At 60.2% G+C, this 14,119-nt stretch carries 13 protein-coding genes; 4 read left to right on the top strand and 9 right to left on the bottom strand.

The window, feature by feature from the left end; genetic code table 11:
* Positions 1–27 precede the first annotated feature (27 nt).
* Positions 28–1,701, bottom strand: coding sequence for a bifunctional diguanylate cyclase/phosphodiesterase (locus CAF65_RS10505; protein ID WP_085716218.1), 1,674 nt, complete (start codon positions 1,699–1,701; stop codon positions 28–30).
* Between the two features lie 264 nt (positions 1,702–1,965).
* Between CAF65_RS10505 and rep the strand changes: the two genes are divergently transcribed.
* Positions 1,966–3,975, top strand: coding sequence for a DNA helicase Rep (rep, locus tag CAF65_RS10500; RefSeq protein WP_085716217.1), 2,010 nt, complete (start codon positions 1,966–1,968; stop codon positions 3,973–3,975).
* 55 nt (positions 3,976–4,030) lie between these two features.
* A complete protein-coding gene (locus CAF65_RS10495) occupies positions 4,031–4,603 on the top strand; it encodes a xanthine phosphoribosyltransferase (protein WP_057712760.1) in 573 nt (190 codons plus the stop codon).
* Positions 4,604–4,731: 128 nt separating this feature from the next.
* On the opposite strand, the gene CAF65_RS10490 is transcribed toward CAF65_RS10495, so the two are convergent.
* The 6 genes from CAF65_RS10490 to dadA form a co-directional block, all read right to left on the bottom strand.
* Complete coding sequence (locus tag CAF65_RS10490; protein ID WP_085716216.1) at positions 4,732–6,654, bottom strand: acetyl-CoA hydrolase/transferase C-terminal domain-containing protein; 1,923 nt, start codon at positions 6,652–6,654, stop codon at positions 4,732–4,734.
* Between the two features lie 256 nt (positions 6,655–6,910).
* Positions 6,911–7,333 carry a cytochrome c5 family protein gene (locus CAF65_RS10485; RefSeq protein WP_046038983.1) on the bottom strand — a complete coding sequence of 141 codons (423 nt, stop codon included), beginning with the start codon at positions 7,331–7,333 and terminating at the stop codon, positions 6,911–6,913.
* Positions 7,334–7,515: 182 nt separating this feature from the next.
* Positions 7,516–8,064, bottom strand: coding sequence for a cupin domain-containing protein (locus CAF65_RS10480; RefSeq protein ID WP_008023455.1), 549 nt, complete (start codon positions 8,062–8,064; stop codon positions 7,516–7,518).
* Between the two features lie 128 nt (positions 8,065–8,192).
* Positions 8,193–9,266, bottom strand: coding sequence for an alanine racemase (gene alr, locus CAF65_RS10475; RefSeq protein WP_085716215.1), 1,074 nt, complete (start codon positions 9,264–9,266; stop codon positions 8,193–8,195).
* A 99-nt stretch (positions 9,267–9,365) separates the two neighbouring features.
* Positions 9,366–9,719, bottom strand: a complete 354-nt coding sequence (locus CAF65_RS10470; protein ID WP_057712756.1) for a RidA family protein — start codon at positions 9,717–9,719, stop codon at positions 9,366–9,368.
* Entirely contained in the window at positions 9,691–10,995 is a 1,305-nt protein-coding gene (gene dadA, locus CAF65_RS10465; protein ID WP_085716553.1) for a D-amino acid dehydrogenase, read from the bottom strand. Before dadA ends, CAF65_RS10470 begins: the two co-directional genes overlap by 29 nt.
* A gap of 157 nt (positions 10,996–11,152) precedes the next feature.
* Between dadA and CAF65_RS10460 the strand changes: the two genes are divergently transcribed.
* Entirely contained in the window at positions 11,153–11,641 is a 489-nt protein-coding gene (locus CAF65_RS10460; RefSeq protein WP_007975155.1) for an Lrp/AsnC ligand binding domain-containing protein, read from the top strand.
* Positions 11,642–11,763: 122 nt separating this feature from the next.
* Here CAF65_RS10460 and CAF65_RS10455 read toward each other — a convergent pair whose 3' ends face one another.
* Positions 11,764–12,117 (bottom strand): YkgJ family cysteine cluster protein, encoded by a 354-nt coding sequence (locus CAF65_RS10455; RefSeq protein WP_085716214.1) that lies wholly within the window; start codon positions 12,115–12,117, stop codon positions 11,764–11,766.
* 126 nt (positions 12,118–12,243) lie between these two features.
* Here CAF65_RS10455 and CAF65_RS10450 point away from each other — a divergent pair, with 126 nt between their 5' ends.
* A complete protein-coding gene (locus tag CAF65_RS10450) occupies positions 12,244–13,572 on the top strand; it encodes an FAD-dependent oxidoreductase (RefSeq protein WP_371919005.1) in 1,329 nt (442 codons plus the stop codon).
* A 145-nt stretch (positions 13,573–13,717) separates the two neighbouring features.
* Here CAF65_RS10450 and CAF65_RS10445 read toward each other — a convergent pair whose 3' ends face one another.
* Positions 13,718–13,963 carry a DUF1127 domain-containing protein gene (locus CAF65_RS10445; protein ID WP_085716212.1) on the bottom strand — a complete coding sequence of 82 codons (246 nt, stop codon included), beginning with the start codon at positions 13,961–13,963 and terminating at the stop codon, positions 13,718–13,720.
* Positions 13,964–14,119: the final 156 nt, after the last annotated feature.

The following is a 14,119-nucleotide window of genomic DNA, read 5'->3' as shown; positions in this document are numbered from 1 at the left end:
GCTCCTACAGGGCTCCGTGGCAACCTCTCAGCCCACGATTTCCAGCACCGGCTGCTGACTGGAGCCAAACGTCAAATAGTCCACCAGCTCAGCCAGCGGCAATGGCTTGCTGATCAGATACCCCTGCACCTGATCACAGGCAAACCCGCGCAACAGCTCCAGTTGCTCCGGCGTCTCCACACCTTCGGCGACCACCTCAAGGTTGAGGTTGTGCGCCAGATTGATCATCGCGTGGACCAGTTTGCGGTTTTCCTCACGCTGTTCCATGCCACCGACAAAGCTCTTGTCGATTTTCAGCAAGGTGATCGGCAGGCTGTTGAGGTGCACAAAGGATGAAAACCCGGTGCCGAAGTCGTCGAGGGAGAAGCGCACACCGAGGCGCCCGAGGGCGTCCATGGTCTGCTTGACCAGATCGCTGCGGCGCATCACGGCGGTTTCGGTCAGTTCGAATTCCAGCCACTGCGCTTCGACGCCGCGCTCGGCAATCAAGCGACTCAGGGTCGACAGCAACTGGCCGTCCTGAAACTGCCGGAACGACAGGTTGATCGCCATGTGCAACGGCGGCAAACCCAGCTCAAGCAACGCCTGCATATCGCGCAAGGCCCGGGATATCACCCAGTAGCCCAGCGGCACGATCAGACCGCTTTGCTCAGCCAGCGGCACAAACTCGCTCGGTGGCAACAAACCGCGTTCGGCATGGCGCCAGCGCACCAGGGCTTCGAGGCCGACGATTTGCCCGTCCTCGAGATTCAGGCGTGGCTGGTAATGCAGTTCCAGCTCATCGCGGCGCAGCGCCCGGCGCAGCTCGGTTTCGAGATCGGCGATGCTGCGGGCATTGCGGTTTATGCGTTCGTTGAAAATGTGAAAGGTACAGCCCTGGGTGCTTTTGGCCTGCTGCATGGCGATATGTGCATGCCACATCAGCGGATCGGCGCCGGCCTGGGCCCGGGCGTGAGCAATACCCAGGCTGGAACCGATCAACAGGCTTTCGCCGTCGACCCAATAAGGTTCGGCCAGCGCTTCGCTGATGCGCTCGGCCATCCACTCGGCACGTTGGGGAGCGCGACGGGTGTCGATCAGCAGAGCGAATTCATCGCTGCCCAGGCGTGCCAGTTGATCGCCGGCCTCGAGCTGGCTCTTGAGCCGAGCCACCACCTGCAGGATCAGGCGGTCACCGGCCTGATGGCCGAGAGCGTCGTTGGCGTAGCGGAAATTGTCGAGGTCGAGGTGACCGAGGGCCAGGCCACGACCGTCGCTTTCGGCCAGCCGCGCTGTCAGCAGGGTCTGGAAACCCTGGCGGTTGGCGATGCCTGTCAGCGGATCTTGCTCGGCCAAGCGTTGAAGGGTGTTTTCCAGGACGCCACGTTCGCGCACATGCCGCAGGCAGCGGCGCAACATGCCGGGATCGAGCAGATCGCGCACCAGCCAGTCACTCACACCGTCGGGCGGGATCAGCGGCTCATGGTCGAGCAGCAACACCGTCGGCAGGCTGCAACGGCCCGGCGCCGGTTGAAGTTGCGGGATAGTCAATAACACCGCGTTGCGGTTGTCATCGAACAGGCTGCTGACCGACTCCCAACTCGGCGCGCTGATGAGCACGGCCGAGTTACCCATAGGAGCCAGACACTCGCGCAACAACGCTGCCCACGCTGGCTCTTCGGCCAGTAGCAGCAAACGCAAGGGTTCGACAGGCGTAGACAAGCTAGCTCCCTAGACTCTGCAAAGATGTAGGCGACGGGCATTATGCCGTTCCGATAACCAATGACAACGACATGAGTTATCCAAACGAGCCCTTTGTATCTGGAATTACGAACATTAGCCGCAAATACATTGCGCATCCTGCGTGAAAGTAACAAAACCGGCAATTACAGATAGCGTGGTACGTCACAAGTCGGACAGAGCAGCACAATTCGCTGAGCCTGTTAAAATGCCGGCCCATTTTGTGACTGACTCCTGAATTTACCTATGTCCCGACTCAATCCCCGGCAGCAGGAAGCCGTGAGCTACGTCGGCGGCCCTCTTTTGGTGCTCGCCGGCGCTGGCTCCGGCAAGACCAGCGTGATCACGCGCAAAATCGCGCACCTGATCCAGAACTGCGGCATCCGCGCCCAGTACATCGTCGCCATGACCTTTACCAACAAGGCCGCCCGCGAGATGAAGGAACGGGTCGGCACCCTGTTGCGTGCCGGTGAAGGTCGCGGGCTGACAGTCTGCACGTTCCACAACCTGGGCCTGAACATCATCCGCAAGGAGCACGTGCGGCTGGGCTACAAACCGGGCTTCTCGATTTTCGACGAGACCGACGTCAAGGCCCTGATGACCGACATCATGCAGAAAGAATACTCGGGCGACGACGGCGTCGACGAGATCAAGAACATGATCGGCGCCTGGAAAAACGACCTGATCCTGCCGGCCCAGGCCCTGGAAAACGCGCGCAACCCCAAGGAACAGACCGCCGCCATCGTCTACACCCACTATCAGCGCACGCTCAAGGCGTTCAATGCGGTGGACTTCGACGACCTGATCCTGCTGCCGGTGAAGCTGTTCGAAGAGCACGCCGACATCCTGGAAAAGTGGCAGAACAAGGTGCGCTACCTGCTGGTCGATGAATACCAGGACACCAACGCCAGCCAGTACCTGCTGGTGAAAATGCTCATCGGCAAACGCAACCAGTTCACCGTGGTAGGCGACGACGACCAGTCGATCTACGCCTGGCGGGGTGCCCGGCCGGAAAACCTGATGCTGCTCAAGGAAGACTACCCTTCCTTGAAAGTGGTGATGCTGGAGCAGAACTACCGCTCCACCAGCCGTATCCTGCGTTGCGCCAACGTGCTGATCTCTAACAACCCCCACGAATTCGAAAAGCAGCTGTGGAGTGAAATGGGCCACGGCGACGAGATCCGCGTGATCCGTTGCCGTAACGAAGACGCCGAAGCCGAGCGCGTGGCCATGGAAATCCTCAGCCTGCACTTGCGCACCGACCGCCCGTACAGCGATTTCGCGATCCTCTATCGCGGCAACTACCAGGCCAAGCTGATCGAGCTGAAATTGCAGCATCACCAGGTGCCGTATCGCCTGTCCGGCGGCAACAGCTTTTTCGGACGTCAGGAAGTGAAGGACCTGATGGCCTACTTCCGCCTGATCGTGAACCCGGACGACGACAACGCCTTCCTGCGGGTGATCAACGTGCCGCGCCGCGAGATCGGCTCGACCACACTGGAGAAGCTGGGCAACTACGCCACCGAGCGCAAGATCTCGATGTACGCCGCCACCGACGAGATCGGCCTGGGCGAGCATCTGGATTCACGCTTCACCGATCGCCTGTCGCGCTTCAAGCGCTTCATGGACAGGGTGCGCGAGCAGTGCGCCGGCGAAGACCCGATCTCGGCCCTGCGCAGCATGGTCATGGACATCGACTACGAGAACTGGCTGCGCACCAACAGCTCCAGCGACAAGGCCGCCGACTACCGCATGGGTAACGTCTGGTTCCTGATCGAGGCGCTGAAGAACACCCTGGAAAAAGACGAAGACGGAGAAATGACCGTCGAGGACGCCATCGGCAAACTCGTCCTGCGCGACATGCTGGAGCGTCAGCAGGAAGAGGAAGACGGCGCCGAAGGCGTGCAGATGATGACCTTGCATGCGTCGAAGGGCCTGGAATTCCCCTACGTGTTCATCATGGGCATGGAGGAGGAAATCCTCCCGCACCGTTCCAGCATCGAAGCCGACACCATCGAAGAGGAACGTCGCCTGGCCTACGTGGGCATTACCCGCGCGCGCCAGACCCTGGCCTTCACCTTCGCCGCCAAGCGCAAGCAGTACGGCGAGATCATCGATTGCGCACCAAGCCGCTTCCTTGATGAGTTGCCGCCGGACGATCTGGCCTGGGAAGGCAACGACGACACACCGACCGAAGTCAAGGCCGTGCGAGGCAACAACGCACTGGCGGATATACGCGCGATGTTAAAGCGCTAGAATTGACCACTTTTATCTGACCTTCGGCGCACAGGCGCCAGTAGAGGAAAGCTTCATGGAAGCACTGCACAAGAAAATCCGCGAAGAAGGCATCGTGCTTTCCGACCAGGTCCTGAAAGTCGACGCCTTTCTGAACCACCAGATCGACCCGGCCCTGATGAAGCTGATCGGCGACGAATTCGCCACGCTGTTCAAGGATTCGGGCATCACCAAGATCGTCACCATCGAAGCCTCGGGCATCGCCCCGGCGATCATGACCGGCCTGAACCTCGGCGTGCCGGTGATTTTCGCCCGCAAGCACCAGTCCCTGACCCTGACTGAAAACCTGCTGTCGGCGACCGTTTACTCGTTCACCAAGCAGACCGAAAGCACCGTGGCCATCTCCCCGCGCCACCTGACCAGCAGCGACCGCGTGCTGATCATCGATGACTTCCTGGCCAACGGTAAGGCGTCCCAGGCACTGATTTCGATCATCAAACAGGCCGGCGCCACCGTGGCGGGCCTGGGCATCGTGATCGAGAAGTCGTTCCAGGGTGGTCGTGCGGAGCTGGACTCGCAGGGTTATCGCGTTGAGTCGCTGGCTCGCGTGAAGTCGTTGGCCGGTGGTGTCGTGACCTTTATCGAATAACCCGACACCGCACTTCCCCCTGTGGGAGCGAGCCTGCTCGCGAATGCATAGTGTCAGTCGACTTCAACATTGACTGATACACCGCTTTCGCGAGCAGGCTCGCTCCCACAGTTGTTTTGGGTGGCCAGTTATTGCGCGGTGGCTTTCAGGCCAGTGAGCAGCAACCGCTGAAACAGGTCTTCCTTCAGGCCTTCCGGATCGGTCAATTGCATCCGCTCCAGATGCTCTGAAAACTCCGAAGCCTGCGGCGCATCCAGCGCTGCCTTGCCCAATTCCAGCACCTCGCTCAGCTTGAACTTGCTCTTGAGCCAGTTCAGTGCCCGCAACAGATCGCGCTCGACCTCGGTGAAATCGCAGCCCAGCGGATACTCCTGAAAAAGATGCGGATGCCGCGCCTGAATCGCCTGCAAACGCTGCGGACTGTTATCGGCAAAGCGCGGATCGAGACGGAAGCCCTTGGGCAATTTGCCGATTTTCTGCGCCTGCTCGATCAATCCTGGCTGAAAACGCGAGTCGCTGATGTTGAGCAAGGCCTCGATCACTGCCGCATCGGTTTTGCCGCGAAGATCGGCGATGCCGTATTCGGTGACCACGATGTCGCGCAAGTGTCGTGGGATCGTGCAGTGCCCGTACTCCCAGACGATGTTCGAACTGACGTCGCCACCAGACTCACGCCAGCTGCGCAGCAGCAACACCGAGCGCGCACCTTGCAGTGCATGGCCCTGAACCACGAAGTTGTATTGCCCGCCTACGCCGCTGAGCACACGTCCATCTTCGAGCTGATCCGCCACCGCGGCACCGAGCAAGGTCACGGTGAACGCGGTGTTGATGAATCGCGCATCCAGGCGTTGCAAGCGCTTGAGCTCTTCCTGGCCGTAGAGCTCGTTGATGTAGCTGATGCGGGTCATGTTGAATTCGAGGCGTTTGCTTTGCGGTAATTCGCGCAAGCGTTCGTAGTAAGTGCGCGGGCCGAGAAAGAAGCCGCCATGCACAGAAATGCCATCGGTTTGCGCAGCCTCATCCAGGGTGCCGACATTCGCCTGCCGTTGGGTTGCCACGTCCGGGTAAACCTTGCGCCGCACGATCCCGGCATCCGCCAATACCAATAAGCCGTTGACGAACATTTCACTGCAGCCATACAGGCCTTTGGCGAACGGTTCGATGCCGCCTTCGCGCTCGATCAGTGGCGCCCACTGGCGGAGGTTCACCTCGGCCAGCAACGCTCTGTAACCGTCGTTGTCGGCTTGTCGCGCCAGCAGTGCCGCCGTCAGCGCATCGCCCATGGAACCGATGCCGATCTGCAAGGTGCCGCCATCGCGCACCAGGGTGCTGGCGTGCAGGCCGATGAAATGGTCCTGCCCCCCCACCGGCATGTTCGGCGTGGAAAACAGCGTGGTGTTGTCCTTCTGGTCGATCAGCAGGTCGAAGGTGTCGATACCGAGTTCCGCATCGCCGGGCATGTAGGGCAGATCGTTGTGCACCTGGCCGACCATCAGGATGGTTTCTCCAGCGACGCGGCGCTTGGCAATCATCGGCAACAGATCGAGGGTGACGTCCGGGTTGCAGCTCAGGCTCAAGCGGTCGGGATGTTCGGCATGGCTGGCCACCAATTGCGCCACCAGGTTCAACCCGGCAGCGTTGATGTCCCGGGCCGCATGGCTGTAGTTGCTGCTGACGTAATCCTGTTGCGCCGCGGCACTGTTGAGCAGACTGCCGGGCTGCATGAAGAACTGCTGGATGTGAATGTTGCCCGGCAGATCATCGCGACACAGGTCGGCGAGAAATTCCAGCTCTGGATAATCGCCGAAAACCCGTTCGATAAAGGGTTCGAGGAAGCGCTTTTGCAGGCCATCGCCCAAGGGCGGACGCCCCAGACACAGCGCGGTATAGATCGTCAGCTGACGCTCGGGCAACTGTGCGATGCGCCGGTACAGCGCGTTGACGAAGTGGTTGGGTTTACCCAACCCCAGAGGCAAGCCCATGTGGATATGTACCGGCAACCGTGCCAAGACGTCATCGACTGCCTGTTCGATAGAGCACAGCTGAACCATCGGGTCCTCCCTCACTTTCCATGACTTGGGCCTGGACCGAGCTTGCCGGGTCTTTGCTGTAATGAACAGCCTGTCAATGCCAATCGGTCGCCGCTGGCCCCCTGCAGGAGCTCGCTCGCGAAGAACCTGAGAGCACCGCGGGGTGCCAGGTTTCCAGCGTTATCGTTGACGACCATCGCGAGCAGGCTCGCTCCTACAGGAGTCGCGGGCACAAAAAAGCCGCTCGAAAGCGGCTTTTCAGCAGGAAGGCTCAGGCTTATTTCAGGCCGGACATCTTCTGGATGGCGCCCTTGAGCTCGGCGTCGGAGCAGTCGGCGCAGGTGCCTTTAGGCGGCATCGAGTTGATACCGGTAATGGCTTTGGCCAGGATGCCGTCGAGGCCGCCCTGGTGATCGGCACGGTCTTTCCAGGCGGCGGCATCACCGATTTTCGGTGCGCCCAACAAGCCTGAGCCGTGGCAAGCGTTGCAATGTTTTGCAATCACTTCATCCGGGGTTTTCGCACCACCACCGCCGCCAGCGGCAGTAGCCACTTCCATGCCCTTGCACTCTTTACCCTGAACACAGACCTGACCGACCGGTTCAAGGCGTTTGGCGATATCGTCGTTGGTCGCAGCTTGAGCGCTGACACTGACAGCCCATAGGGCCAGTACGGTTGCTGGTGCAGCCAGCATTTTCATAATTAGGTTCACGCGTTCACCCTCAATGGTGGCTAGTCACGCCTACGGCCACGGTTCGCAGGCGGGCGCAAGTATAGCGGTTAGCCCGTCGCACTGAAACAACCCCAAAGTCGTAAGGGTCTTAGGCTGCGGCGGAAAAACGGCCCGGGCGCCTCTGCGATGCTGGCAGGACGCCTCTTTTCTTAGAAATTCGCCGGCGTGGCTGCGCTGATTAGTCGCGCCGGCACATCGAACGGATTCCGGAAACGGTGTGGCTTGGTACTTTCAAAGTAGTAGCTATCGCCGGCTTCGAGGACAAAAGTTTCGAGACCAACCACCAGTTCCAGTTTTCCTTCGACCAGGATGCCGGTTTCCTCGCCCTCATGGGTGAGCATCTCGTCACCGGTGTCAGCGCCTGGCGGATAGATTTCATTGAGGAATGCGATCGCCCGGCTCGGGTGCGCCCGACCGACCAGCTTCATGGTCACGGCACCATCGGAAATGTCGATCAGCTCATTGGCCTTGTAGACGATCTGAGTCGGTTTTTCCTGCAGGATTTCTTCGGAAAAGAACTCGACCATGGACATGGGAATCCCGCCCAACACCTTACGCAGCGAACTGATCGAAGGGCTCACGCTGTTCTTTTCGATCATCGAAATCGTGCTGTTGGTGACCCCCGCCCGTTTGGCGAGCTCACGCTGGGAAAGGCCTTTGAGCCTACGGATGGATTGCAGTCGTTCACCGACGTCCAAAGCTAGCGCCTCCAGGATTCAGGAATGTTGGAATAGTGAGCGTTATCATGGCGACAGCGTTCAGTATTTACAACACCTTGACCTGAATCCTGCTCAGCGAGGCGACTTCCGGTCTGGAGCCTTGCGCACTAAGCCCCGGAATAGAGCAGTGGCACTCGGCGCAGGTTGCAGAAAATCTGGTAGGGAATGGTGCCGGCAGCTATGGCTACATCACTGGCGAGGATGTTTTTGCCCCACAACTCGACGGTCGAACCGAGACCGGCCTGCGGCACATCGGTCAGGTCGATACAGAGCATGTCCATCGACACCCGACCAATCAACTGACTGCGCTGCCCGGCAACCAGCACGGGGGTGCCGGTCGGGGCCAAACGCGGGTAGCCATCGGCATAACCCATCGCCACCACACCAATACGCATCGGTTTGGGAGTGATGAATCTGGCGCCGTAACCGACCGGCTCGCCAGCCGGCAGTTCGCGGACGCTGATCACTTTCGACTCAAGAGTCATCACGGGTTGCAGGCGTGCGGCCACTTCGTTGGCCTCTTCGAACGGCGTGGCGCCATAGAGCATGATGCCCGGGCGCACCCAATCGCTCGGAATCTGCGGCCAACCGAGCACCGCCGGCGAGTTACGCAGGCTGACCTCGGCGGACAAGCCCTTGCGTGCCGCTTCGAATACCGCCACCTGTTCGGCGCTGGCCTGTTCGTGCAGTTCGTCGGCACGCGCAAAGTGGCTCATCAGCACCACTTTCGCGACCTTGCCGCTGGCCAGCAGCCGTTGATAGGCCCCTTGATAATCCGCCGGGTGCAGCCCCACGCGATGCATGCCCGAATCGAGTTTCAACCACACGGTGATCGGTTTGCTCAACGCGGCTTTTTCGATGGCTTCGAGCTGCCACAGCGAATGCACCACGCACCAGAAATCATGCTCGACGATCAGCGCCAGCTCGTCGGCTTCAAAAAAGCCTTCCAGCAGCAGGATCGGTGCACGAATACCTGCCGCCCGCAGCTCCAACGCCTCTTCGATACAGGCCACGGCAAACCCGTCCGCCTCGGCTTCCAGCGCCTGAGCGCAACGCACCGCGCCATGGCCATAGGCATCGGCCTTGATCACCGCGAGGGCTTTGGCCCCCGTGAGTTCACGGGCGATCTGGTAGTTGTGACGCAGGGCTTGAAGGTCGATCAGGGCACGGGCAGGACGCATGGCGGCAGACTTCTGGTCGGGTTATCGGGAAGAAAAACCGGCGCTGGCTGACGGCGTGAACCGCCAGCAGCACCGGGAGAGGGATCTTTTCTGACAGGCTTATGGCAGAGCGGCGACAACCGACAGCTCGACCAGGATTTCCGGTTCGCACAATTTCGCTTCAACGGTGGCACGGGCCGGGGCGACGCCTTTTGGCAACCACTTGTCCCATACCGCGTTCATGCCTTCGAAATGCGCGTCGATGTCCTTCAGGTAAATCGTCACAGACAACAGATTGTGCTTGTCGGTGCCGGCCAGATCGAGCAACCGCTCGATGTTGGCGAGAGTTTCACGGGTCTGCTGTTCAATCCCGGCGTTCATGTCATCGCCCACCTGTCCGGCCAGGTAAACCGTGCCGTTATGGGTGACGATCTGACTCATGCGCTCATTGGTGAGCTGGCGCTGGACTGACATGCTTTGCAGGCTCCTGGGTTTTGTTGCCATAACGGGAAATATCGAGGCCTTCGGCGCTGATCTGCGGCTTTTTCTTGGCCATCAGGTCAGCCAGCAAGCGACCGGAACCACAGGCCATGGTCCAGCCCAGCGTGCCGTGACCGGTATTCAGGAACAGGTTCTTGAACGGGGTGGCACCGACAATCGGGGTGCCGTCCGGCGTAGTCGGACGCAGGCCGGTCCAGAAGCTTGCCTGGGCCAGATCGCCGCCCTGAGGATAAAGGTCGTTGACGATCATCTCCAGGGTTTCGCGTCGACGCGGGTTCAGCGACAGGTCAAAACCGGCAATTTCAGCCATGCCGCCGACGCGGATGCGGTTGTCGAAACGGGTGATCGCGACCTTGTAGGTCTCGTCGAGAATGGTCGAGGTCGGTGCCATCGCCGGGTTGGTGATCGGCACGGTCAGGGAGTAACCCTTGAGCGGGTACACCGGTGCCTTGATCCCCAGCGGCTTGAGCAGCTGCGGCGAGTAGCTGCCGAGGGCCAGCACGTAGCGATCGGCGGTTTCCAGTTTGCCGTCGATCCACACGCCGTTGATGCGGTCACCGGCGAAGTCGAGGCGCTGAATATCCTGGTCGAAACGGAATTGCACACCGAGGTTCGCGGCCATCTCAGCAAGCTTGGTGGTGAACATCTGGCAATCGCCAGTCTGGTCGTTCGGCAGGCGCAAGGCACCGGCGAGGATGTCGGTGACGCTGGCCAGCGCCGGTTCAACGCGGGCAATGCCTTCGCGGTCGAGCAGTTCGAACGGCACGCCGGACTCTTTCAGCACGGCGATGTCTTTCGCGGCGCCGTCGAGCTGGGCCTGGGTGCGGAACAGTTGGGTGGTACCGAGGCTGCGGCCCTCATAGGCGATGCCGGTCTCCAGGCGCAGCTCATCGAGGCAGTCACGGCTGTACTCGGACAGACGGACCATGCGCTCCTTGTTCACCGCGTAACGGCTGGCGGTGCAGTTGCGCAGCATCTGTGCCATCCACAGGTACTGGTCGATGTCGGCAGTGGCCTTGATTGCCAGGGGCGCGTGGCGCTGCAACAGCCACTTGATGGCTTTGAGCGGCACACCCGGCGCCGCCCACGGCGAGGCATAACCCGGCGAGACCTGCCCGGCGTTGGCGAAACTGGTCTCCATGGCAGCAGCCGGCTGCCGGTCCACCACCACCACTTCAAACCCGGCACGGGCCAGATAATAAGCACTGGTGGTACCGATGACGCCGCTACCCAAGACCATGACGCGCATTTTCATATCCCTCATCGCGGCTAACCGCTGACGTTTGTTGTTCAGAGCTTCAGATGCGCGCAGTGTAAAAAAGATTTGCCAGTGCTTTTCACTATATAAGCGCCTATATTTGGCGACAATTCTCGGCAAGAACCCTTTTCACGGAGGCGCATCCCCTATGCGTACCAACACTCAGACTAAACGTGAGTTGGACAAGATCGACCGCAACATCCTGCGGATCCTGCAAGCGGACGGGCGGATTTCCTTTACGGAGCTTGGGGAAAAGGTCGGGCTCTCGACCACGCCCTGTACTGAGCGGGTCCGGCGTCTGGAGCGCGAAGGGATCATCATGGGCTACAACGCCAGGCTCAATCCGCAGCACCTGAAGGGTAGCCTGCTGGTATTCGTCGAGATCAGCCTGGATTACAAATCCGGCGATACTTTCGAAGAGTTCCGACGTGCGGTGCTGAAATTGCCCCATGTGCTGGAGTGTCATCTGGTGTCAGGGGATTTCGACTACCTGGTGAAGGCGCGGATTTCCGAGATGGCCTCGTACCGCAAACTGCTGGGCGACATCCTGCTCAAGCTGCCCCACGTGCGCGAATCCAAGAGTTATATCGTGATGGAAGAAGTGAAGGAGAGCCTGACGCTGCCGATTCCGGATTGAGGTAAGCGGCGACCTTTCGAGCGCTTTCGCGAGCAGGCTCGCTCCCACAGGGAAATTGCGTCGATCACAAATCCAATGTGGGAGCGAACCTGCTCGCGAAGGCAGCGACTCGGTCTGTCTATCTATACCAACACCTGCCGGTTCGATGCCATGTACTCGAACACCTGCTGCTCCAGCCGCGGATGAATCAGCTCTACTGGCCTGCGCCCATTGGGGCACGGCAAGGTCTTGGTGGTGCCGAACAACCGGCAGATCAGCGGCCGCTCGTCATACACCGTGCAACCATTCGGCCCCAGGTGCACACAGTTGAGCTCTTCCATGGCGGCATCCTGCTCGGCGCGAGTCTTGCGCGGCAGACGCGACATTTCTTCGGGCGATGTAGTCACCGGCCCGCAGCAGTCATGGCAGCCGGGAACGCACTCGAACGAGGGAATCTGTTGTCGCAATGCACGAATTGTCTGGCTGTTGCAGCTCATTGCAGCGGTGACCAAAAGCGGAATAGAACGCAATTCTGACGCAAAAGCCCCGATCCAGACAGCACCAGCCGACCAATGTTGCCCGGCCGGGAAGGTCCGGCTTATGCTCCGTCAAGTTTTCTAAACATCAACACCAGGATCACGCACATGCCCCCCCGTGCTCAGCAGCCTGCTCCGGACCACATCGCCTCCTACTACGCCGCCAGCAGTCTGCCGCAGCCCGAGCTTCCAGTGCTCAAAGGCGAAGTGCTGGCCGATGTCTGCGTGGTTGGCGGTGGTTTTTCGGGGTTGAACACCGCGCTTGAGCTGGCCGAGCGTGGCCTCAGCGTGGTGTTGCTTGAAGCCCATCGAATCGGCTGGGGCGCCAGTGGACGCAATGGCGGGCAACTGATTCGAGGCGTCGGCCACGGCCTCGATCAGTTCACCAACGTCATCGGTGTCGACGGTGTTCGGCAAATGAAACTCATGGGCCTGGAAGCGGTGGAAATCGTCCGGCAACGGATCGAGCGCTTCCAGATCCCCTGTGACCTGACCTGGGGTTACTGCGACCTCGCCAACAAACCTCGAGACCTGGAAGGTTTCGCCGAGGATGCCGAAGAACTGCGCAGCCTCGGTTATCGCTATGAGACCCGCTTGTTGCAAGCCCACGAGATGCACACCGTGGTCGGCTCCACGCGTTACGTCGGCGGCCTGATCGACATGGGTTCGGGACACCTGCATCCACTGAACCTGGCCTTGGGCGAAGCCGCAGCAGCACAACGACTGGGGGTCCAGTTGTTCGAGCAGTCGGCCGTGACCCGCATCGACTATGGCCCCGAGGTCAAAGTCCATACCGCCGGGGGGGCGGTGCGCGCCAATACCCTGGTACTGGGCTGCAATGCCTACCTCAACAACCTCAACCCGGAACTCAGCGGTAAAGTCCTGCCCGCCGGCAGCTACATCATCGCTACCGAACCACTGAGCGAAGAACAGGCCCACGCCTTGTTGCCGCAGAACATGGCGGTCTGTGACCAGCGAGTGGCGCTGGACTACTACCGACTCTCGGCGGACCGGCGCCTGCTGTTTGGCGGCGCCTGCCACTACTCGGGCCGCGACCCGAAAGACATCGCCGCGTATATGCGTCCGAAAATGCTGGATGTCTTCCCGCAATTGGGCGCAGTGAGGATCGATTACCAATGGGGTGGCATGATCGGCATCGGCGCCAATCGCCTGCCGCAGATCGGGCGACTCAAGGACCAGCCGAACGTGTACTACGCCCAGGCCTATTCCGGTCATGGCGTGAATGCCACACACCTGGCCGGCAAGCTGCTGGCCGAAGCCATCAGCGGCCAACACAGCGGCGGCTTCGATCTGTTTGCCAAGGTGCCGCACATCACCTTCCCCGGCGGCAAGCATTTGCGTTCGCCGTTGCTGGCGCTGGGGATGTTGTGGCATCAGCTTAAAGAGTTGGTCTGAAAGATTCCCTGCGTCTTTTTGCCGACGCTATCGCGAGCAAGCTCGCTCCTACAGTGTTTGGCGGTGTTCACAAGATTTGTGTTCACCACCGTTCCTTGTGGGAGCGAGCTTGCTCGCGATGAGGCCATAACGAACAGCGCAAAATTCAGATCCGCCAGAAAGGCTTCAGCCCCTCCTCCTGCGCCTGCTCCCGCGTCAGCCCGACATCCTTGAGCTGGTCGGCCGTCAACGACAGCAACGCCTTGCGCGTGTGCAGGCGACGCCAGAACTGGTCCCAGCGACTCAGGCCGGACGGCGCACTAGGCATGCCCGCCTCCCGCGTGCCGTTGTTCTGCCCTGTTGCCAGTTCCTGACTGTGTAACGTCAGCCGCACATCGCTCAAACCGTTCATCTTGGATGCTCCTGTTTACTTGGGTAGCCAGAGGTTCCATGATGCGTGGGCGCACAAAAGCATTACAGACTCAAAGCAACTGTATTAAATCCATACAGACTTGCCGATTCCGCCACTGAATCCCGATTTTTTGCCCTATCTGTACTGGTTAACCGA

Origin of the sequence: Pseudomonas sp. B28(2017) (assembly GCF_002113025.1) — a bacterium.
Lineage (GTDB): Bacteria > Pseudomonadota > Gammaproteobacteria > Pseudomonadales > Pseudomonadaceae > Aquipseudomonas.
This window is presented reverse-complemented; position numbering and strand designations above follow the sequence as displayed.